This window comes from Buttiauxella warmboldiae (assembly GCF_003818135.1).
Classification (GTDB): Bacteria; Pseudomonadota; Gammaproteobacteria; order Enterobacterales; family Enterobacteriaceae; genus Buttiauxella; species Buttiauxella warmboldiae.
Genome location: NZ_RPOH01000045.1, coordinates 1 through 21,867, shown reverse-complemented (window position 1 = coordinate 21,867; position 21,867 = coordinate 1). Strand labels below are relative to the sequence as shown.

Sequence of the window (21,867 nt, the reverse complement as noted above, 5' to 3'; positions counted from 1 at the left end):
CTGGGGCTGAAATCGGTGGCGGAAGGGGTGGAGGATAAACAGACCTGGCAGTACCTTGCGTCACTCGGCTGTGACATGTGCCAGGGATATTTCTCTGCCGCCCCGATGCCGGAGCATGAGCTGAGCCACTGGCATAAGCAATGGAAAGCGCAGGTAAGCGGTCTGTATATGATGGCGAGCTGATCGCCCGGGCGGGCGCGGACAAAATAAACAGCATAAGACTGATAATGGGCCTTCACAGAGGCCCATTATCAGAATCGAACGCTCTATGGTGCAGGGATTTTCCAGTCGATGGTTAATTGGTTTTTCACCACATTCAGCGGCGGTATCAGCTGCCCCTGATGGTTAACGGTATAGACAAAATGGAACGGCCCATGCGCCGGGAGGAGTGCATCGACGTTTTTTTGCCCCGCAAGGGACTCCAGATAAATGCATTTATCCTGACTGCATAATTTTATCGTCAAAGCGGGAGGGGCCGGAGAAAGCAGGGTTATTCGCCATGCCACTCGATTTATTGCCGCAGCCGGTGGCAGAAGGGGGGCCAAAGGGCGGCTCGATAATGGCTGATTACCGACGCTGACGGTTCCGCCTACTGAAAAGCTACTCCATGAGCCGTAGGCAACGGAGGCGGCCTGTGAAGAAAGCGATGCGGCCAGCAGCAAGATCAATCCTGTTAATGCGCCAGATTTCATTCATTACCGCCGATGATATAAGACATGCGAACCGTACGGTTGTTACTAATTTCTTGATTCGAAAGCACCGCCAGCTGTGGATACACCCGACGCAGGAAGCGTGACAGCATGAAGCGCAGAGGCTGATTTACCAGAAGAACCAGCGGAGCTCCAGCGGCTTCTTGTTGTAAAATAGCTTTTTCAGCCTCTATCACAATATTTTCTGCAATCCCCGGCTCGATAGAGCTACCGCTTTGTGTGGCCTGGGTGAGTAAGCGTTCAAGATTGAGGTCCAGACCGATAACCTGCATCTCATCATGGCCCGGGAACCATTTTTGTGTGATTGCCCGGCCCAGTCTGACGCGTACCTGAGTGGTCAGTTCATCCGGGTCGGTTACGGAACCTGCGTGTTCTGCGAGCGTTTCGATAATGGTTCTGACATCACGAATAGAAACATATTCGGCCAGTAGGTTTTGCAGGACTTTATGGAATGTTGTCAGCGAGATAACGCCAGGGATCAGATCTTCTACCAGCTTCGGCATGTTTTTTAGCAGGCGGTCAAGAAGCTGCTGCGTTTCCTGCCGGCCAAAGAGCTCGGCGGTATGGAGCGAGATCAGGTGATTGAGATGTGTCGCAATCACCGAGCTTGGGTCAACCACCGTATAGCCGAAAGCCTGAGCTCTCTCTCGCATCACTTCATCTATCCATACCGCCGGCAAACCGAATGTCGGGTCCTGGCACGGCACGCCGGGTAACTCGCCTTCGGCACAGCCCGGGTTGATCGCCATCCAGCGATCCGGCTGGGTATCGCCTCGTCCAATTTCCACCCCTTTGAGTAAGATGCGGTATTCGGTAGGAGCAAGATCGAGATTATCGCGAATATGTACTGCCGGAGGCAGAAAACCCATTTCTTGTGCGAATTTTTTGCGGATCCCACGGATGCGGGTTAATAACGGGCCTTTTTGATCGCTATCGACAATGGGGATTAATCGATAACCGACCTCCAGCCCCAGCTCATCTTCGTGCTGCACATCTGCCCATGATGCTTCAGTGGCCTGAGTGGCCTCCAGATCGGCATCCTCCACCGCGTGATGGTCTTTATTCATGGCCCGCTGACTACCTGAAGGATTGGCAATCTCGCGCCCACGTATCCACCATGCCAGCGCCAGAAGACCTGCGGTAAACAGCAGGAAGACAAAATTTGGCATGCCGGGGATCATCCCCAGTAAGCCAACAACCCCGGCGGCAAGTAACATCACGCGCGGATTATTAAACAGCTGGCCTACCATCTGTTCGCCGACATCTTGCTCTGTCGACACCCGCGTCACGATCACACCTGCCGCGGTGGAAATAATCAGCCCGGGAATTTGCGCCACCAGGCCATCACCAATAGTCAGCAGCGTGTAGGTTGCTCCTGCTTCAGCCAGCGACATCTCGTGCTGTACCGTGCCGATGATCAGGCCGCCAATGACGTTGATTGCCATAATCATCAAGCCCGCTACCGCATCGCCGCGGACGAATTTACTGGCACCGTCCATCGAGCCATAAAAATCTGCTTCCTGCGTCACCTCGCTGCGGCGCTTTTTCGCTTCCTGCTCACCGATGATTCCGGCATTCAGATCGGCATCGATGGCCATCTGTTTGCCCGGCATTCCATCCAGCACAAAGCGAGCGCCCACTTCAGCAATACGCCCGGCACCTTTGGTAATCACCATAAAGTTGATAATCACCAGAATAATGAAGACGACAATACCAATGGTAAAGTTGCCCCCCACAAGGAAGTGGCCAAAGGCGTCAATAACCTGGCCTGCAGCACCTTCACCGTCGTGTCCGTACATAAGAATGATACGGGTTGAAGCGATATTCAGCGCCAGGCGTAATAGCGTGGCAAACAGCAAAACCGTCGGGAACGCGGAGAATTCCAGCGTGTTCTGCGTAAATATGGCGACCATTAATATCATCAATGACAGGACGATATTGAAGGTAAACAATAAATCCAGAATGAATGACGGCAATGGTAAAATCATCATTGCCAGAATAGTCATAATCAATACCGGGCCAGTCAGCATTTGCCACTGGGTATTTTTTAAATCCGGTAAATGTAATTTGGTGGCTAAATTTGCCATTACTTTTGACTCTCTTGTGCAAAGTCCAGTGCCGCGGGCACCGGAAGGTTTTCTGGTTTTTTGGGGTAGAGGCCTGCGCCTTTTTTCCAGCGTCTGACTCCGTATACCCAGGCAAGGACTTCCGCGACCGCAGCGTAGAGTTCTGCCGGGATTTGTTCACTGATTTCACAATGACGGTACAGCGCACGCGCCAGCGGTGGGGCCTCCAGCATCGGAATATTATGTTTCGCCGCTTCTTCCCTGATGCGCAGGGCGATATCTCCTGCACCTTTCGCTAAGACTATTGGCGCGCTGGCTCCCCCTTCCTGATAGCGCAGGGCAATAGAATAGTGGGTGGGGTTATTAACGATAACGTCGGCTTTGGGGATATCCTCCATCATGCGCATGCGGGCTGCGGCGCGCTGTAGCTGCTTGATCCTGTTTTTGACATGAGGGTCCCCTTCCTGCTGTTTATACTCCTCGCGTATTTCCTGACGGCTCATGCGCAGCTTCTTCAGGTTACTCACAATCTGGAAGAAGACGTCATAGCCAACCAGGGGGATAAGCGTCACGATCACCACCAACAGACAGCCGAGAATGATGGTGTGCATATCGTGCAAGCCGATGGCCAGCGGCTCATATATAAGCTGGATCATGTGTGATTTCTTGTTAAGCAGATAGAAAGCGGCGGCGACCCCGACCAGCACGATCTTCAGAACGCTTTTCAATAATTCAGACACAATTTGGCTGGAAAACATGCGTTTGAGACCCGATAGCGGATTCAAACGCATCAGGTCTACCTTCAATGACTTTGCGCTGAAATTGACGCCGCCCAGTATGGCTGGAGCGATAATTGCCGTGATGAACAGACCAAGCAAAATGGGGAGCGCGGAAAATAACCCGGTGCTGAGCTGGTTCCCGGCTCGCAGAAGTACCACGCTGGTATCCAGGGTTGCCAGCCGATCAAACGTCAGCCCGTTACGCAGTAACAGGCTTAATTTTTCTGCGAGATGCTCGCCGCTGAGCATGATGAGCATGCAACCAACAAGTAACATCAGTAGGGACGTCAGCTCTTTGGAACGAGGAATTTGCCCCTCTTCACGGGCCTTTGACAGCCTTGTGGGTGTGGGGTCCTCAGTTTTCTCGGTATCGCTTTCTTCAGACATAGACTCTGCTAAGCAAACAGTTTCGAAGGCTGGTGGTAGTTAATTAGCATTAGAAACCCAGGGTCTCGAGCAGATCGTCTACTTGATCCTGTGTCGCAATGACGCCGACAGCGGATTGATTAATCTGCGGTCCATTTTTTAGGCTCTCATTTGTCTGCTCCTGAGGCGCGGGGGAGGCTGACAACATGCTGGGCATGTTCTCGACCAGCACCTGGATCAGCTCGCGTTCGATGTTCTCGATGAGCTTCATCATGCTCTCAAGTACCTGCCCGGTGAGATCCTGGAAATCTTGCGCCATCATGATTTCCATTAATTGCTGATTCGTCTGGCTGGTAATTTTCGGCGTGTTACTCAGAAATTCACGGGTATCAGCAACCAGTTCGCGGGCCATAGAGAGCTCAACTGGAGCCTCAAACCACGCATCCCAGCGCGCTTTTAGCGAGTTGGATTGTTCGCACAAAGAGTCCTGAAGCGGACGGGCGATTTCCACGCTGGTCAGCGCGCGGTTGGCTGCCTGTGAGGTTTTCCCTACCACATAATTCAGGCGGTCGCGCGTGTCCGGAATGGCCTCGGCAACATCCATGATGGCTCGATCCAGACCCAGATTGGCGACACTGTCTCGCAATACACGGGTCAGATGACCAATGCGGGAGAAGATCTCTTTAAAATTATTGGGCGAGTCCTGACCTTGTTTTGTGTTCATCCTTTATTTACCACCCCAGTTTTTCGAAAATTTTATTAAGTTTTTCTTCCAGTGTCGCAGCGGTAAACGGTTTCACCACGTAGCCGTTAGCGCCAGCCTGAGCGGCGGCAATAATATTTTCTTTTTTTGCTTCGGCGGTCACCATCAGCACCGGAAGGCTTTTCAGCGCGCTATCCTTGCGTATTTCATTGAGAAGTTGCAGACCATCCAGGTTTGGCATATTCCAGTCGCTGATAACAAAGTCGAAGGGAGCCGCGCGCAGTTTAGTCAGGGCATCCTGACCATCTTCAGCCTCTTCGATATTGCTAAAACCCAGCTCCTGGAGAAGGTTGCGTACAATACGGCGCATGGTTGCGAAATCATCAATAACCAAAAAACGCAAATCTTTACTTGCCATCTGTTCTTCCTGTTAGCTTAAAAGTCAGTGAAATATAATGTCTTGAAAATATAGAATTTATTGAAAACGCGTCGCCATCCGAATGGGAGTATCAAATTCGGCGAGCTTGTCCCACTACGTTATTAAGAATGCGCTGGCTCATGTCGTCCAGATCGACAATCTCGCATGCAGCTTCTAACGCGATAGCTTCACGCGGCATACCGAATACCACGCAGCTCTTTTCACTTTGGGCCAGCGTATGTGCGCCTGCTTTACGCATTTCCAGTAACCCCTGGGCACCATCGTTTCCCATACCGGTTAAAATGGCCCCTACCGCATTTTTTCCTGCTGATTTGGCTACGGAGTTAAATAATGCGTCCACGGCCGGGCGGTGGCGGTTTATCGGGGGAGACTGGTTCAGTTTGATATGGTAATTCGCGCCGCTGCGGACCAGTTCCATATGGAAACCACCGGGGGCGATATAGGCATGGCCCGGCAGAACACGGTCACCGTCTTCCCCTTCTTTTACCGCAATCTGGCACAGGTTATTCAAACGCTCTGCAAACGATCGGGTGAAGCCTGGCGGCATATGTTGAGCAATGACGATACCCGGGCTGCTTAGCGGCATAGGTATCAGAACCTGACGTAACGCCTCAGTGCCTCCGGTCGAGGAGCCGATGGCAATAATTTTTTCGCTGCCCACCAGCGGGCTGGAGATGGTGCGGGGAACCTGAGTGTTGTTTTCGCGGCGGCGCACCTGTGCTTTTGAAGCCATGCGAATTTTTTCGGAAATAATGTCGGCATATTGCAACATACCGTCCTTGAGTCCCATTTCCGGTTTGGTGACAAAGTCGATGGCGCCTAATTCCAGCGCGTTGAGCGTAATTTCAGAGCCGCGGCTGGTCAGTGAAGAAACCATAATGACCGGCATAGGCCGCAGGCGCATCAGCCGTTCCAGAAAGTCCAGGCCGTCCATTCTTGGCATTTCTACATCCAGCGTCAGCACATCTGGATTAAAGCGTTTGATTAAATCTCTGGCAATAATCGGATCCGGAGCGGTGGCTACCATTTCCATATCCGGCTGATTATTAACAATTTCACTCATAATGTTGCGAATAAGTGCCGAATCATCAACGCAGATTACTCGTATCTTTTTCATTATTTATCCCGGGAGAGGTAATACACGGATTGGCCACGTAGACTAAAAGGCCCATTGGTAGTGCTAAAATGCTCAGAGTGACCGGCGAGTAAAATTCCACCCGGTTTAAGCATGGTGGCGAAGCGCTGCATCAGATGTTCCTGGGTCTTTTGATCGAAGTAGATCATGACGTTTCGGCAGAAAATGGCGTCAAAGGGGGCAGGGACATCCCATTTAGCATCTAATAAGTTGAGTTGCTGGTAACGAATACTGGCCAGAAGCTCTTTTCTGACTTTGACGAGATGCTGCTGCGCGCCGGAACCCCGCAGAAAATAGTTACGTTTCTGCTCCAGGGTTAAATTCTCGATATCCGATAGTTTGTATACGCCATTGCTGGCTTTTTTTAACACTTCAGTATCAATGTCTGTCGCCCAGACGCGTGGCCCGATAATGCTGCGGCCTAAGGTTTCATCAAGAGTAATGGCAATGGAGCAGGGCTCTTCGCCCGTTGATGCGGCAGCGCACCACACGCTGTAATTTGGCCTGTTACGGGCATGTTCAGCCAGGACAGGAAAATGGTAAGACTCCCGGAAAAAGGAGGTCAGATTGGTGGTTAATGCATTAATGAACGCCTGCCACTCTTCACTATTGGGGCTGGCTTCAAGCTGCTTGATGTAATCGGAAAAACTGGTGAGCTCCAGATCGCGTAATCTTCGTGACAGTCGGTTATATACCATGTCACGTTTCTGGCTGTTTATCACAATCCCTGCGCGTTGGTAAATTAGCTCGCTAATCCGCTGCAAGTCTTTATCAGAAAGCTTATCCTGAAGGTGCATATTTTATTCTCTATTACTGACAGAAATTATCCCGATGTGGATAAATCCAGCCAGAAGTGTCGTTAAACTCATTGATTGATGAGAGCCGTGACGGGTTTATGAAAACTGAGTGCATCAGATCGTTATAATGATTAAGATAATCATCAACAATAAACGGCATTAAACGGTATTTAATTTCTCCGAAAATCATATAGGGTGATTTAATCTGAGATTATCAAATAGCGCGTTGATACCTTAAACTGCCATGTTCATTATTTCCTGATAGGCGTTAACCATTTTATTACGTACCTGAATGCCGAGGTTTAAAGCGACTGAAGATTTCTGCATGGACACCATCACATCGTTCAAGCCGATATCTGTTGCACCGGTCATATAATCCTGGGCGTTAGTCTGCGCCACATTTTGTGTCTGACTGATACTATTGATACTGTTAAATAACATGCTGGAAAAGTGTAAACTTTTATCATCGCTTTTGTTGTCAGAAAGAAAGGTGCTTTTTTGAGGGGCAGCAGTCTGTTGTGCCTGGAAACTAAGCTGCTGCAAAATCCCCTTCATTAATTGAATAGACATCATTAATTCCTTTATTTCAACGAAATGATTGTTTCATCGCTTTTGTATATATTTTATAACTGCATATTAACATGTGGTCTGTAAATAAAATAATGTGAATAGCTGACAGAAGTTTCAGCTTATTGATGCGTAAAAAAAAGCCAAATAGAAGATAATGCACAGCTGGAAATTCAGCAGATTATTTATCGCTGTGATTTTTCAAAACCGTAACCGAAGTGCTGATTCGCAATAATGCGCCTGCATTGCGTCATTTATTTTTTCTACAGGACTACGGCATGAATGCCACAACAAACGGTAACAAAAACCAAAATACAGTTTCTCTGATGAGACTATTAGAACGTCTGCGTTCGAGTCCTAAAATCATTCTGCTCATCACTGCTTCAGTGGCTATTTCCGTCATTATAGCCCTTATCTTCTGGGCGAAAACTCCAGACTACAGCGTTCTGTATCACAACGTGAGCGATCAGGACGGCGGTGCGATTATTGCCCAGCTCACCAAGATGAACGTGCCATATCGGTTTAAAGACAACGGCGACGCTATCATGGTGCCGGCTGAAAAGGTGCATGAAGTACGTCTGACGCTTGCCCAGCTTGGATTGCCCAAAGGCGGGGCCGTTGGTTTTGAATTACTGGATCAAGAAAAATTCGGTATTAGCCAATTCAGCGAACAGGTTAATTTCCAGCGCGCGCTGGAAGGTGAGCTTGCCCGCACCATTGAAACTCTGGGGAATGTACAGAAGGCACGCGTACATCTGGCGATACCGAAACCGTCGATGTTTGTCCGTGAGCAAAAGGCGCCGTCCGCGTCCGTGACGGTGGTTGTTAACATTGGACACTCACTGGATTCAGGGCAGGTAAATGCGATTACCTATCTTATTTCCAGCTCGGTTTCCGGCATGAATGCCGATAACGTCACTATCGTCGATCAAAATGGGCATCTGCTGACGCAGCGTGGTAGCCAGGCGATGCAAACTTCCCAACTGAACTACACCAGTGAAGTGGAGGCCGATTATCAGCAGCGGATACAGAATATCCTCGCCACCATCGTCGGGCGTAATAATGTTAAAGCTCAGGTCACCGCACAGATTGATTTTACCCAGAACGAGCAAACGGCAGAGCAGTTTCAGCCCAACACCTCGCCGGAAAAAATGGCCATCCGGAGCCGACAGAGCAGTGAAGCCGTACAAGGTGGCAAAAGCAGCGTGGGCGGCATTCCGGGGGCATTAAGCAATCAGCCTCCTGCACCGTCTATTGCGAGCATCACCCAACCGCCCGTATCTGATAAAGAGGGGGCGCCAGGGGCAAAAGGCGTCGGTACGGCGGAAAAAACTGTTATCACACCGATTCCTTTTAATAACCGTAAAGACGATACGACCAACTATGAGTTGGATCGTACTCTGACGCACATCAAACGCAGCACGGGTAATATCGAGCGCCTTTCCGTGGCGGTGGTGGTCAATTATTTACCCGGCAAAGAGGGTAAACCTACGGCCCTGAGCGCCAAACAGCTGGAGCAAATTAATGCTCTGGTGAAAGAAACGGTCGGATATTCCGCGGCCCGTGGGGATTCCATCAATATTGTCAATTCTCCATTCAATACGCTTGATGATGAAGTCGCCGTACCGCTATGGAAACAAGAGCGATTCCTCAGCTTGCTGATGTCTGCCGCACGTTATCTGTTGATCGCCATCGTCGCCTGGATCCTGTGGCGTAAAGCTGTCCAACCCGCCTGGCTGAGAAACCAGGAGCTGATACTCCAGCGTCTGGAGCTCGAAAAGCAGGCGCGTCAGGCTGAAATTGATGCCAACAGACTGCGTGAAGAAAGCGGAGCAAGACAAAAAGCCGAACTGCGCGTTGAAACAGAAATTAACTCTCAAAATCTGCGCGAACTGGCAGATAAGGACCCACGTATTATTGCGCTGGTGATTCGCCACTGGATGAATAAGGAGCTGAAATCATAATGAACGCCTCTGAAAAAAGTGCGATTGTCCTGTTAACCCTCGGTGATGGGCTTGCCGCGGAGGTCTTCAGGCACCTCAACAGCCATGAAGTCAAGCTGATCAGTAGTTCGATGGTTAATATGGGTGGCTACACCCACGAACAATTAGCTGAAGTGCTCAAGCAGTTCGAGCTTGATTCCACTGAATATGCCGCATTGAGCATCAATACCAATGATTATGTGCGCAGCGTGCTGGTTAAAGCGCTTGGTGAAGAGCGTGCATCAAGCCTGCTGGAAGATCTGCTGGAGAATCAGGAAGGCACTAATGGTATTGAAACCCTTAATTTCATGGAGCCTCAGGCGGTATACGATCTTATCCGCGATGAGCATCCACAGATCATCGCCACCATTCTGGTTCACCTGAAACGCGCCCAGGCGGCGGATGTATTAAGCAAATTCGATGACCGTGAGCGTAACGATATTATGTTGCGTATTGCCACCTTCGGCGGGGTTCAGCCAACGGCATTAGCAGAGCTGACGGAAGTGCTCAATAACCTGCTCCATGGTCAGAACCTCAAGCGCAGCAAAATGGGCGGCATACGTCCTGCGGCAGAGATCCTCAACCTGATGAAATCTCAGCAGGAAGATGCGGCTATGGAAGCTGTTCGTGAATACGACCAGGAGCTGGCACAGAAAATTATCGATGAGATGTTCCTGTTCGAAAATCTGGTGGAAATGGAAGACCGGAGCATTCAGCGTATTCTGCAGGAAGTCGAAAATGAGTCGCTTATTATCGCGCTCAAAGGTTCTGAGCCGCCGCTTCGCGAGAAATTCTTCCAGAATATGTCCAGGCGCCAGGCGGAAATTATGATGGAAGATCTGGGTTCACGCGGTCCTGTTCGCATGTCTCAGGTTGAAGCCGAGCAGAAGAATATCCTGTTGGTTGTGCGTCGCCTGGCCGATAGCGGTGAGATTGTGATTGGTGGAGGCGAGGATGCCTACGTCTGATAGCGCTAATCTGCATAACTGGCAGGTCTGGCAACCACAAAATCTGCTGGATGACTTAACGCCGCCGGAACATAACGTGGTTGAGCGGGAGAGTGCATACCCTTCTGAAGAGCTCTTACAGGTAGAACTTGCGCATCTTCGCCGACAGGCGGAAGAAAAAGGTTTTGCACAGGGGCAGCTACGCGGCGTTGAAGAAGGTAAACAGCGGGGGTTTGAGGCTGGATTCGCGGAAGGGAAAATAGCCGGTTTTGAGCAGGGACGGCATGAAGCGGGTGAGCAGCAGCGTGAAACGGGGGAACGCTTCTCCCGTATTCTCGAAGAGTTCAAGCTGATGCTGGATAACCTTGATAGCGTGATCCCTTCTCGCTTAGTACAGCTATCGCTGACGGCCGTCCGTTCGCTTCTGGGCAGCCATATCACCTGCGATCACCATGTGCTGCTTGAGAAGATTCGGCAGTTGCTGCACCAGGATAGGCTATTCAAAGATCTGGCGGTGCTCTGGGTCAGCCCAGACGATATGGCTATGGTGCAGGAACATCTGGGGACATCCCTGACATCCATGGGCTGGGAGCTACGCGGGGATGCCACTATTCTTCCGGGAGGATGCCGTATCACGTCTGAAGAAGGCGAGATTGATGCCACGATAAACACCCGCTGGCAGGAGCTGTGTGAGCTGAGCCGTGAGGATTGTCAGCCATGACGTTGCGACTCAAGAAATGTCTCGAAGCGATTGATAATAAAGAAAAACAGCTCACTTCTCTGCCTCCGTTCCGTCAGTATGGCAAGCTCACCCGCGCCACTGGCCTGGTGATGGAAGCGATCGGTCTGAAACTACCGATTGGCACGTTGTGCATTGTTGAACGTGATTCCGGTCACGGTGTGGATAAAGTCGAAAGCGAAGTCGTGGGCTTTAACGGCAGCATCCTGTATCTGATGCCGCTGGAAAATGTCGATGGCATTTTACCTGGGGCGCGAGTGTATGCGCTGCAAGGCGGTGCCAGCGTTAGTAAGGGCAAGCAGTTGCCGTTGGGACCCGAACTATTAGGACGGGTGCTGGATGCCAGCGCGCGGCCGCTTGATGGATTACCGGCCCCCGTAACCTTAAAGAATGGGCCGCTATTCACCTCTCCGCTTAACCCACTCCAGCGCGATCCTATCAAAAATGTACTGGATGTCGGTGTCCGCGCCATTAACGGTTTACTTACGGTTGGCCGCGGTCAACGCATGGGGCTATTTGCAGGGTCCGGGGTGGGGAAAAGTGTTTTGCTGGGCATGATGGCCCGTTATACCAAAGCCGATGTCATTGTCGTTGGGCTAATCGGAGAGCGTGGCCGCGAAGTTAAAGATTTTATCGAAAATATTCTGGGGGAAGAGGGGCGTAAGCGTGCTGTGGTTATTGCTGCCCCAGCAGATGTTTCACCCATCCTGCGTATGCAGGGGGCTGTCTATGCGACCCGTATTGCGGAAGATTTCCGTGACAGGGGTCTGGATGTTCTGCTCATCATGGATTCGTTGACTCGCTATGCCATGGCACAGCGCGAAATTGCGCTGGCTATCGGTGAGCCTCCAGCCACCAAAGGCTACCCGCCTTCTGTTTTTGCGAAATTACCGGCTTTAGTTGAGCGTGCGGGCAATGGTGTGAAAGGAGGGGGGTCAATCACCGCGTTTTATACCGTTCTGACTGAAGGTGACGATCAGCAGGATCCTATCGCTGACTCTGCGCGTGCGATCCTCGATGGCCATATTGTGCTGTCACGTCGGCTGGCGGAATCCGGACACTATCCCGCAATCGATATTGAAGCCTCTATTAGCCGGGCAATGACGGAACTCATTGCCCCTGCTCATTATAAAAAAATTCAACATTTCAAACAGTTGCTTTCTTCATACCAGCGCAACCGCGATTTGGTTAGCGTGGGGGCTTATGCGGCAGGCAGCGATCCGCTACTGGATAATGCCATCCGATTATACCCACGCATTGAATCTTATCTGCAGCAGGCGATTTACGAGAGTGCGGGCTACCAGGAAGCCAGCACAGGACTTGATGCTATTTTTCCGGATCAACCCGGGACGTAAGGGGAGGAATTAATCATGGCCGTCACTAAACCGATGGATTTTTTGCGTGAACGAGCAGAGCGGACACTGACAGATACCACCGCCAGATTAGGCGAAGCCCAGCAGGCTCATACCCTGGCTGCAAAGCAGCTTGGGCAACTGGAGCAATTCGAACTGGAATACCAGCAGCAGCTACGTGCAACGGTATCCGGAAAAGGGATACCGGTTGCTGAGTTGCTTAACCGTCAGTCCTTTATCGATTCCCTGGGTAATGTGGTGAAACAACAGGCAGGTCATGTGGCTAAATGCCGGGATAGAGTGGATGAAACGCTATTGACCTGGAGAGGTGATAAAAAACGCCTTAATGCCTTTGAAACCTTACAAAGCCGGGCAAACCGCGTGCAGGAGATAAAAGAAAATAAGCTGGAACAAAAGCTAATGGATGAATTTGCACAGCGCGCCTGTATGGGAAGAAAAATTTTATGATCGTTAAAGCGAATCCGACCGCTATCGATGCGGTGGCGAATAAAATGCCGGGTAAATCCTCAAGCACGATAACCGATGAGAACGATTTTCCCGCTATGCTGGAAAAAACGTCCACGGCGAAACCTGTTGCACCAGTTAAGGAAACTAGCACTCCGTCAGCTGCACCGGAAAAGCGTGATGAAATTCAGACCGAGCCCGTGCTGCCGGTATTATCAACAGAGCTGGCGCAGTTTGAACTCACCTCCCTTAATCCGGATGTGAAATTGAAAAAAGATGCGGATGTGTTTGCTGACCCACAGCTTCAGGCCTTGCAGCAGCTGATTGCTCAGAATGCCCAGGCTGCAACAATCGCGCCTGTTGCTGTCCCCGTGCCCATAACAGCGCAACCAGTTGTTTCAGAGCATCTCATGCCGACGGTGAAAGCGGATGATAAAAGGAATAGTGAGATCCTGCTATCGCCACTGGTTGAGGAGCCATCTTTACCAAAGGAACTCAGCCCGGGAAGTAATATTGTCTCCCCAGAAAACCTGAAGCATAAGCTCGCCACGGTGCCGACACCAGGCCCGAACGTGGGTAAACAAGCCGTCGAAACAGTGGCCGCAGGGCAGCATGAGGAGTTTCTTAGCATGGTGAAAAAGGCGGAGGGTAGCGTGAATGCGAAGGAGGGGGGAGGTACGGTGATGAAACCTGAAATGATGCAGCCACTGCCGGTTACTCAGGGATCACACCTTTTACTGACGCCCGAACCCGGTTTACCTCCCCATATTGCAACCATTCATGACGTTAGCGGCACTCAGGCTCATGTGGCGCCGGCTGCACCACCTGCATTATTGAATCAGGCACTGGGCACGCCCGCCTGGCAGCAAGGTTTAAGCCAACAGCTAGCCTACTTTTCACGTAATGGGATTCATCATGCAGAATTACATTTGCATCCGGAAGACCTCGGCACGCTGAAAATTAATCTGCGCCTGAATAACGATCGGGTTCAGCTACACTTTGTAACGGAAAACCATCAGGTTAGCGCGGCGCTTGAAGCGGCAATGCCTCACCTGCGCACCTCGCTGGCGGAGTCGGGTATCAACCTGGGGCAAAGCAGCGTCGGAGCTGAATCCTCCTCTTCCGGGAATCTATTCTCGCAATCAGGGGGCTCATCAGGTCATCCCTTTGAGGACGATAGTGCTCCAGAAGGTGGGCATATGGTCGAGGATAATGAGCAGGTTATAACCAGAACCATTCATTATTCAGGCGGTATAAATACCTTCGCATAACCGTGTTAATCATCATATGAATTAGTGCCACTAATTCGATGTTTTTGCTAAATTGTACTTGGCTAATACTGTAATAGAATGTACTTCTAATTTGAGTGTCTTTGACTGTCTGAATTCGACGATTTTATAACAAGGCATTGGTTGTATGAGCAAAAATAAACAAAAAGTCAGCGCCGGGGGAAAAAAATTCCCTCTGGTTATAATCATTTCTTTGCTAATTTCTATCATAGCCTGTGCCTTTGGAGGCTATGCTTTTTATGAAATTAAAAAAGTTAAAACCGGTGGTCAAAATAAAGTTAAACCCGTTGAGGCGGTTGCCGTTACGGTGACCCCAATATATGTCCCGATGGAGACATTTACCGTCAGCCTCACGCCGACTGAGCCTGATAGCGATCATGTTTTATATATTGGTTTAACCTTCAGGGTAAAAGATGAAGCATCGAAATTAGTGCTTGATAAGTTTTTACCTGAAGTCAGAAGTCGCGTGTTTATTTTATTAGCGCATCAAACGGCAGATGATATCTCGAATGATGAAGGTAAAACTAAATTACTTGAGAAAATCAAAGCCGTTGTTAGTAAGCCACTTGCGCCGCACAACAGCGTCGTCGTGACTGATGTATTATTCAACGCATTTATCTTACGGTAATTTTGATGTCTGACAGTATATTATCTCAGGCTGAAATCGATCGCCTTTTAAACGGTGGTAGTAATACTGAAAACGAAAGTGTTACCGACGATGCGGCGTTGGATGGTGGAATAAAACCTTACGATCCAAACACCCAACGTCGTGTGATCCGTGAGCGTTTGCATTCACTTGAGATCATCAATGAACGTTTTGCGCGTCAGTTCCGTATTGGATTATTTAACCTTCTGCGCCGTAGCCCGGATGTTACCGCTGGAAATATTAAAATACAGCCATACCATGAATTTGCTCGTAATTTACCGGTACCAACGAACCTTAATCTGGTACATATGAACCCGCTACGGGGCACCGCACTCTTTGTGTTCTCGCCTAATCTGGTTTTTATGGCGGTAGATAACCTTTTTGGCGGTGATGGGCGTTTTCCAACGAAAGCTGACGGGCGAGAATTTACACCCACGGAACAACGGGTCATTACCCGTATGCTGTCGATGGCTCTGGAGGCCTATGATTTTGCCTGGAGCTCGATTTTTAAACTGCATACGGAATATGTCCGTTCCGAAATGCAGGTTAAGTTTACCAATATTACCTCATCGCCTAACGATATTGTTGTAACGACCCCTTTCTATATTGAGATTGGGCCGCATCGTGGGGAGTTCGATATTTGTATTCCGTTCAGTATTATTGAGCCGCTGCGCGAAGTTTTAACCCATCCACCGCTGGAAAATTCGAAACAGGAAGACCGGCAGTGGCGTAATATTCTTGCTTCGCAGATCAAAGATACTGAACTTGAATTGGTAGCAAATTTATCTGATATATCGACCCGTCTCTCACAAGTCATGAAAATGCAAAAAGGGGACATTATCCCCATTGAGAAAAAAGAGAGCATCGAGGCTTGTGTGGATGGTGTTCCCATCTTCTCGGGAAAATACGGCTGTGTCAGTAATCAATATGCTCTGAAAATCGAGAAAATGATGAGTCACGATCTGTTCTTTAAAAAAGGAGTAATCCCCAATGAATGACACCATGTCTTTGTCTGGCTCAGATAAGGAATCCATCGACGATCTTTGGGGGGATGCGATGAATGAACAACAAGCCGCTGATACCAAGCCCGTAAAAGATGTTCCGGTCACTAATTTCTCTGAAGATCTGGATCTCATCCTTGATATTCCAGTCAAAATGACTGTTGAGTTAGGGAGAACGAAAATGACCATCAAGGAATTATTACGACTGAGTCAAGGTTCGGTGGTTTCGCTGGAAGGTTTAGCCGGCGAACCGCTGGATATTCTGATCAATGGCTATTTAATCGCTCAGGGAGAAGTGGTGGTGGTGTCCGATAAATACGGCGTGCGCATTACCGACATTATTACTCCTTCAGAACGCATGTATCGCTTGAGCCGATAAATATTATGCAAGACAAAACGCAGACACAGGCAGTGACTTCTGCCGTTGACCCTATGACGCCTGGCTCCCTGTTAGCCAATGTCGGGGGAATGTTAGCCCTGGTTTTAATCGTCATCGCGGTATGTGCCTGGGTTGCCCGGCGCATAGGGTTGGCCCGGCCTTTATCCAAAGGGACGCCTGCACTGTCTGTGGTGGCCAGCCATGCGCTAGGCCAGCGCGCTCGAGTGGTGGTGATTGAGATGAATGATAAAAGGATTTTGCTTGGCGTGACGGCAACACAAATTAACTGTCTTGCCTCTTTCGATAAGCCACAAGACGAAGCGGAGCCTGTAATCGGGGCTGGTGCCGATGATTTTCAGCCGCTCCTGATGAAAATACTTAAACAACGTAAAGTGGAATCAACGAAATGAATGCCTGGCCAGGACAACTCTCTCGTACCCGGGTTATCTCAGGTCTGTTTTTACTGATGATGGTTGGATTTTTGCTGCCCGTTCAGCACGCTCTCGCGGCGAACGGCGATGTGATGATTACGCGTTCAGCGGACGGTAACAACTGGTCCCTGCCGGTGCAAACGCTCGTCTTGCTGACGTCATTAAGTTTTTTACCCGCAATATTGCTTATGATGACCGGTTTTACGCGTGTAATCATTGTATTAGGGCTGTTACGTAATGCGCTGGGTACGCCGTCCACGCCTCCAAATCAGGTTTTACTGGGGCTGGCGTTGTTTCTGACCTTTTACGTGATGTCGCCTGTTTTTAATCAGATCTACAGGGATGCCTGGCAGCCATTATCTGAAGATAAAATTAGCATGGAGACGGCGCTTGAACGCGGCGCCCTGCCGCTGCATACATTTATGCTGGAACAAACTCGCGAAGCCGATCTGGCGCTCTATACACGCATGGCGAAGGAGGAAAACTTCCAGAGCAAGGATGATGTTCCGATGCGAATTCTACTTCCTGCATTTGTTACCAGCGAATTAAAAACAGGTTTTCAGATAGGCTTCAGCGTTTTCATCCCTTTTCTGATTATTGATCTGGTCGTTGCCAGCGTATTAATGGCATTAGGCATGATGATGGTGCCGCCTGCGACAATCGCGTTACCTTTTAAGCTGATGCTATTTGTGCTGGTAGATGGCTGGCAATTATTAATGGGCTCTCTGGCACAAAGTTTCTTTAGTTAAACAGGCGTACAATGACACCAGAAAGCGTAATGGCAATGGGATTTCAGGCGATTAAGATCGGGTTGCTGATATCAGCACCGTTATTACTGGTCTCATTATTTGTCGGGTTGCTGGTCAGTATTTTTCAGGCCTCCACGCAAATCAATGAAATGACTCTATCATTCATTCCTAAAATCATGGCGATAGTGGCAGTTGGTATTGCTCTTGGTCCATGGATGTTAGGCTTATTTCTTGATTATATGCGGGCCTTACTCACTAATTTGCCCTATACCATCGGATAGATATGCTTAATTTGTCGATAATGACTTTATATCCATTAATTGCCAAATTCTTCTGGCCAGCGCTGAGAGTATTAGCTCTATTTAGTACCGCTCCGGTGTTTAAAGAAAAAAAGATTGGCAATAAAACCCGGGTGGGTTTGGCCATTGTTATTGCGATACTGATTGGTCAAAATTTGCCTGATAGCCATATAGAGATAATTTCATATATGGGACTGTGGGTGGCGATTCAGCAATTCATTATCGGTGCGGTAATGGGGTTAACGTTAGAGCTGATCTTTGTGGCGGTACGTAATGCAGGCGAAATTATTGGTCTACAGATGGGGCTGTCTTTTGCCACGTTTTTTGACCCGGCAGCGGGCGGTAGTATGCCTGTCATTGCGCGAATTTTGAATATTCTGGTGACATTACTGTTCCTGACTTTTAATGGTCATTTGTGGATACTTAACGTTCTGGCCGACAGCTTTATATTATTACCCGTCAGTGCTAATCCATTGAAGGGAGATGGTTTTTTAGCCATGGTCTATGCAGGAGGAATGATTTTTAAAAGTGGATTGATGTTAGGCCTGCCTATCATCACCCTGTTACTGACTTTAAACCTGACTTTGGGGTTACTGAATCGACTGACGCCGCAGCTTTCTATCTTTGTGGTGGGTTTTCCACTGACGTTGAGTATTGGCATGGTTGCTATGTCGATGATGATGTACACACTTGCACCATTTTTTGAAAATATGATGAAAGATATTTTTTATCAGTTAGCAAAAATTTTAACTTTACTGGCCTGAAACTATTTGTTAAATAATATACTGTAGAGACTCCAATGAAATCATTTAAAATATCGACCTTAATCAAGGTTATCTTATCACTGCTATGTTTTATTATCATCGTTATCGTCTCGTTCTCCTTTAATTCTATGCGTGAGGGAAGCAATGATTTTAATGAAATAGGGCCGTTGTATCAAAACAACAAAGAACTGCGGGAGTTAACCGGGGCTATTGCTAATATCCAGGGGGATATTAACTTCCTCGATAACAACTCTAACGTATCACACGATAGAATCGATGATAACGTTAAGGATATGGCTGACCAGCTACGAATTGCGCGCATGCATGCCAACAATTTCAGTCAGAACCTGGGCTATAATGAAGAGGAAAAAAGTCTTGGTCTGGATGTCATCGATCGGTTTAATTCTTTGGTTGCGGGCTATACCGAGAATATTAACTCGCTGAAAACCTATCATATTAATAACTTTGATAATGAAGCCTCGGAAAGGGCGCTTGAGAAATCCATTGATGAATATTCAAAGGTTTCTACCCACATCTATGATGAGGTAAAGGAGAAGTTTGCTTCAAACAATAATAAATTCTTTGTGATATCGCTGCTGCTTCTTTTTGTGTCTGCGTTTATCTCGTGGTCTTCGTTCATCATTATCAGAAGAAATGTTTTTAATCGTCTGGAATTCGCATCATCGATGCTGGATAAAATCGGCTCCGGTGAATTATTCCACGATTTTGAAACCGGATCGCGTGATGAAATTGGCCATATGCTCGATTCTTTGAAAAATATGAAAGTATCGCTTGGCCATATTATTACCTCGGTAAGAGGGACGTCTGACGATCTCAAGCATGATTCTCTGGAAATTGACACCAGCAATCAAAACCTGGCTTCCCGTACTGAAGAGCAGGCGAGCGCTTTGCAGCAAACGGCTGCCAGTATGGAAGAAATTAAAACTACCGTAGCCAATAATGCGGAAAACGCCCGCCAGGCTAACGTGCTTTCTCAGCAAGCGCGAGCGGCTGCAGATAACGGCTCTACGGTGATGGGAAATGTCGTGACGACGATGGAAAAAATTTCCCAAAGCGCGCGTAAAATTTCAGAAATCAATGGCGTGATTGATGGTATTGCTAACCAGACCAATATCCTGGCGCTGAACGCTGCGGTCGAGGCGGCACGTGCGGGTGAGCAGGGCCGTGGATTCTCGGTCGTTGCCAGCGAAGTCCGTAACCTTGCCGCACGCAGTGCGGATGCTGCAAAAGAGATCAACAAGCTGATTAATGAATCGGTGAAGAACGTTGATGACGGTGCAAAACTGATTGAAGATGCCGGTAAAACCATGACGGAAATCGTTACGTCTGTAACGCACGTCAGCAATATTATGCAGGAAATTACGCTGGCCTCGGAAGAGCAGAGTACCGGTGTTGCGCAAATTGCAACGGCAGTGAATGAGATGGACCTGGCCACGCAACAAAATGCTGCCATGGTGGAAGAGTCTTCGGTGATCACCCAGAATATGAGTCAGAACACCAGAAAGCTCTTTGATGTGGTTTCCATTTTTAGAGTGGATACTTCCAAAGCACCACAGGAAAATAGCCCAAAGGAATATCAGCATAGCCGTAAAGCGGTTTCTCATATGAGCAGTAGTTCCCAACCAAAAGAACCGGTGTTTAAAAATTCCGCTGAAGATATGTGGACCGAGTTCTGACAGCCATGATAAGCAGCAGACATTAAAATTGGTTTGCTACTGAAATTGATAAATACCACGCCTGGCGGGCGTGGTATTTATTATCTGCCGGCAATATTGATGTTATGGGGCAGTTCTTGCTCACATAATGCGATCGCAGCACTAAACGAGGTGCTGGTTTCAAACGGTTTCGCTTGAGCTCGTCACTGAGGCGGTGACGATGCCATATCCCACTCGATATCATTAAACTCTGCCACCTGCATGATTTCCCGCCTGGCAATGCCCGGTATTGCACCTTTAGCCCGTGAAAGCAGCTTTCTGCGCGGGTTATGGTGTTTCAGTAAGGCCTGGGTATCAGCCGAACCGCACTATCCATCCCCGTCAGTATAACAATGATATTTTCCGGGCCTTTACGCCGCCATTACCCCATCTGCAATACATTACATGTTCACCTAAGATGAGCTTAAAACGTCGGCCATACGTCTCCAAAACTTGCTATTAAATTATCAATTATTAAGTTGGCTAAGTGTCTTTGGGTGAAAATCAGGTTCAAAGGGATGTTATTGAGAAGATGAATATTTACAATATTTAAACAACATGCATATATTTATTCATAATGAAACGACCCGGTTATCTTAACTGGTAAGCAGATTGCGCTGATTCGTATATGTAAAATGAATAATTGGTGCAACATAAGGCCTGGATTAATTTATTTTCATTAATTTACCTTACATTATTGTGCTTTTGGCGGGTTTAAACCAGCCACTTTATCGGTGTTTATCTTTAATAATAGCGGTTCAAAATATCATATAAATGGTGCTGCCAGGGTGGCGCCATGCCAGTTCGTTGTCATCATTCGCAGGCTTCTGCTGTAGATTAAAGCGTGAATGTGCAAATTTGCCATGTGCAGAGCGGCTATCAAGCGCTACCGTGGAGGATTCTGCTTATGGTGAGCGTCTCTGTTTCTGATTCCCCTGAAATATATGAAGAAATTGTTACCGAGCTCCCGTAGTTCCCTTCCGCATACCTCTATTCTGTTATTTTTAAGGTTAAGCAGAGAGGTTCTGAATCGCAAATTTCAATATGTTTATATGTGTTTTTTAAAACATTCGTCATGATGTATGGCTGGCGAGCAAGCTTGTATCTTTCTCTTTATATACTAATAATTGCCCTGCAAATACGGTATTGATCTGACTAGCGATGTTATTAGTGGTGGTTAATAATACTCTTGTGCATGTTGCTTTTATGTAAAACAACAACGTTAGACATGTTGTTTTTATGATTTCCCTTGAAATGGATGGGTGAATAAATTGAAAACAAATAAAGTTGACGAGCAGCTTAAAAGTATCCATGACATAAATCTGTCTTATTTGATACTTGCTCAACAATTAATTAGAGAAGACAAATATGCGGCCGGGTTTCGCCTGGGGCTAACTGAAGCGACCATCGACTCGTTGATGGCTCTTTCACTTCCCCAGCTGATTAAGCTGGCTACAACCAATCAGTTCATTTGTCGTCTGCGTATTGATGATGAGATTGTGATAGATAATCTTACTAAAAACTCACGAATTGAGGCATTGCAAAAA

General features: G+C 48.3%; 24 protein-coding genes. 16 read left to right on the top strand and 8 right to left on the bottom strand.

Going from position 1 to position 21,867, the window contains the following annotated elements; genetic code table 11:
• Positions 1–183 (top strand): EAL domain-containing protein (locus EHN07_RS20775; RefSeq protein ID WP_124024356.1); only part of this gene is annotated, 183 nt, incomplete at its 5' end.
• Positions 184–266: 83 nt separating this feature from the next.
• On the opposite strand, the gene EHN07_RS11945 is transcribed toward EHN07_RS20775, so the two are convergent.
• The 8 genes from EHN07_RS11945 to fliE form a co-directional block, all read right to left on the bottom strand.
• Positions 267–692, bottom strand: coding sequence for a flagellar protein FlhE (locus EHN07_RS11945; RefSeq protein ID WP_244202393.1), 426 nt, complete (start codon positions 690–692; stop codon positions 267–269).
• Positions 689–2,797, bottom strand: a complete 2,109-nt coding sequence (flhA, locus tag EHN07_RS11940) for a flagellar biosynthesis protein FlhA (protein ID WP_124024355.1) — start codon at positions 2,795–2,797, stop codon at positions 689–691. Before flhA ends, EHN07_RS11945 begins: the two co-directional genes overlap by 4 nt.
• Positions 2,797–3,942, bottom strand: a complete 1,146-nt coding sequence (gene flhB / locus EHN07_RS11935; RefSeq protein ID WP_124024354.1) for a flagellar biosynthesis protein FlhB — start codon at positions 3,940–3,942, stop codon at positions 2,797–2,799. Before flhB ends, flhA begins: the two co-directional genes overlap by 1 nt.
• A gap of 49 nt (positions 3,943–3,991) precedes the next feature.
• A complete protein-coding gene (gene cheZ / locus EHN07_RS11930) occupies positions 3,992–4,645 on the bottom strand; it encodes a protein phosphatase CheZ (protein ID WP_124024353.1) in 654 nt (217 codons plus the stop codon).
• A 7-nt stretch (positions 4,646–4,652) separates the two neighbouring features.
• Positions 4,653–5,042: a chemotaxis response regulator CheY gene (gene cheY, locus EHN07_RS11925; protein WP_124024352.1), complete on the bottom strand. Its 390-nt coding sequence runs from the start codon at positions 5,040–5,042 to the stop codon at positions 4,653–4,655.
• A 91-nt stretch (positions 5,043–5,133) separates the two neighbouring features.
• A complete protein-coding gene (locus EHN07_RS11920; RefSeq protein WP_124024351.1) occupies positions 5,134–6,180 on the bottom strand; it encodes a protein-glutamate methylesterase/protein-glutamine glutaminase in 1,047 nt (348 codons plus the stop codon).
• Positions 6,180–6,995, bottom strand: a complete 816-nt coding sequence (locus EHN07_RS11915) for a CheR family methyltransferase (protein WP_124024350.1) — start codon at positions 6,993–6,995, stop codon at positions 6,180–6,182. The genes EHN07_RS11920 and EHN07_RS11915 overlap by 1 nt, the downstream gene beginning before the upstream one ends.
• A gap of 234 nt (positions 6,996–7,229) precedes the next feature.
• Positions 7,230–7,565, bottom strand: a complete 336-nt coding sequence (gene fliE, locus EHN07_RS11910; protein WP_124024349.1) for a flagellar hook-basal body complex protein FliE — start codon at positions 7,563–7,565, stop codon at positions 7,230–7,232.
• Between the two features lie 275 nt (positions 7,566–7,840).
• Here fliE and fliF point away from each other — a divergent pair, with 275 nt between their 5' ends.
• From fliF to flhD, 15 genes are all read left to right on the top strand, one after another.
• Entirely contained in the window at positions 7,841–9,526 is a 1,686-nt protein-coding gene (fliF, locus tag EHN07_RS11905; protein WP_124024348.1) for a flagellar basal-body MS-ring/collar protein FliF, read from the top strand.
• Complete coding sequence (gene fliG, locus EHN07_RS11900; RefSeq protein WP_124024347.1) at positions 9,526–10,512, top strand: flagellar motor switch protein FliG; 987 nt, start codon at positions 9,526–9,528, stop codon at positions 10,510–10,512. Before fliF ends, fliG begins: the two co-directional genes overlap by 1 nt.
• The gene (locus EHN07_RS11895; protein WP_124024346.1) at positions 10,499–11,212 is read left to right on the top strand and encodes a flagellar assembly protein FliH; all 714 of its coding nucleotides are present in this window, start codon (positions 10,499–10,501) and stop codon (positions 11,210–11,212) included. The genes fliG and EHN07_RS11895 overlap by 14 nt, the downstream gene beginning before the upstream one ends.
• A complete protein-coding gene (gene fliI / locus EHN07_RS11890; protein WP_124024345.1) occupies positions 11,209–12,585 on the top strand; it encodes a flagellar protein export ATPase FliI in 1,377 nt (458 codons plus the stop codon). The genes EHN07_RS11895 and fliI overlap by 4 nt, the downstream gene beginning before the upstream one ends.
• 15 nt (positions 12,586–12,600) lie before the next feature.
• On the top strand, positions 12,601–13,050 hold the full coding sequence (gene fliJ, locus EHN07_RS11885; RefSeq protein ID WP_124024344.1) for a flagellar export protein FliJ: 450 nt from the start codon (positions 12,601–12,603) through the stop codon (positions 13,048–13,050).
• On the top strand, positions 13,047–14,318 hold the full coding sequence (locus EHN07_RS11880) for a flagellar hook-length control protein FliK (protein WP_244202392.1): 1,272 nt from the start codon (positions 13,047–13,049) through the stop codon (positions 14,316–14,318). The genes fliJ and EHN07_RS11880 overlap by 4 nt, the downstream gene beginning before the upstream one ends.
• Before the next feature lie 145 nt (positions 14,319–14,463).
• Complete coding sequence (gene fliL / locus EHN07_RS11875) at positions 14,464–14,964, top strand: flagellar basal body-associated protein FliL (RefSeq protein WP_124024343.1); 501 nt, start codon at positions 14,464–14,466, stop codon at positions 14,962–14,964.
• A gap of 5 nt (positions 14,965–14,969) precedes the next feature.
• Positions 14,970–15,980 (top strand): flagellar motor switch protein FliM, encoded by a 1,011-nt coding sequence (gene fliM / locus EHN07_RS11870; RefSeq protein ID WP_124024342.1) that lies wholly within the window; start codon positions 14,970–14,972, stop codon positions 15,978–15,980.
• Complete coding sequence (gene fliN / locus EHN07_RS11865; protein WP_124024341.1) at positions 15,973–16,362, top strand: flagellar motor switch protein FliN; 390 nt, start codon at positions 15,973–15,975, stop codon at positions 16,360–16,362. The genes fliM and fliN overlap by 8 nt, the downstream gene beginning before the upstream one ends.
• A 5-nt stretch (positions 16,363–16,367) precedes the next feature.
• Positions 16,368–16,772, top strand: coding sequence for a flagellar biosynthetic protein FliO (gene fliO, locus EHN07_RS11860; protein WP_124024340.1), 405 nt, complete (start codon positions 16,368–16,370; stop codon positions 16,770–16,772).
• A gap of 113 nt (positions 16,773–16,885) precedes the next feature.
• Positions 16,886–17,542, top strand: a complete 657-nt coding sequence (gene fliP / locus EHN07_RS11855; protein WP_425267182.1) for a flagellar type III secretion system pore protein FliP — start codon at positions 16,886–16,888, stop codon at positions 17,540–17,542.
• An 11-nt stretch (positions 17,543–17,553) separates the two neighbouring features.
• Positions 17,554–17,823: a flagellar biosynthesis protein FliQ gene (gene fliQ / locus EHN07_RS11850; protein ID WP_124024339.1), complete on the top strand. Its 270-nt coding sequence runs from the start codon at positions 17,554–17,556 to the stop codon at positions 17,821–17,823.
• Positions 17,824–17,825: 2 nt separating this feature from the next.
• Positions 17,826–18,605, top strand: coding sequence for a flagellar biosynthetic protein FliR (gene fliR, locus EHN07_RS11845; protein WP_124024338.1), 780 nt, complete (start codon positions 17,826–17,828; stop codon positions 18,603–18,605).
• Positions 18,606–18,640: 35 nt separating this feature from the next.
• On the top strand, positions 18,641–20,302 hold the full coding sequence (locus EHN07_RS11840) for a methyl-accepting chemotaxis protein (protein WP_124024337.1): 1,662 nt from the start codon (positions 18,641–18,643) through the stop codon (positions 20,300–20,302).
• A gap of 1,289 nt (positions 20,303–21,591) precedes the next feature.
• Positions 21,592–21,867, top strand: a 276-nt coding sequence (flhD, locus tag EHN07_RS11835; protein ID WP_124024357.1) for a flagellar transcriptional regulator FlhD, incomplete at its 3' end; no start/stop codon positions are given.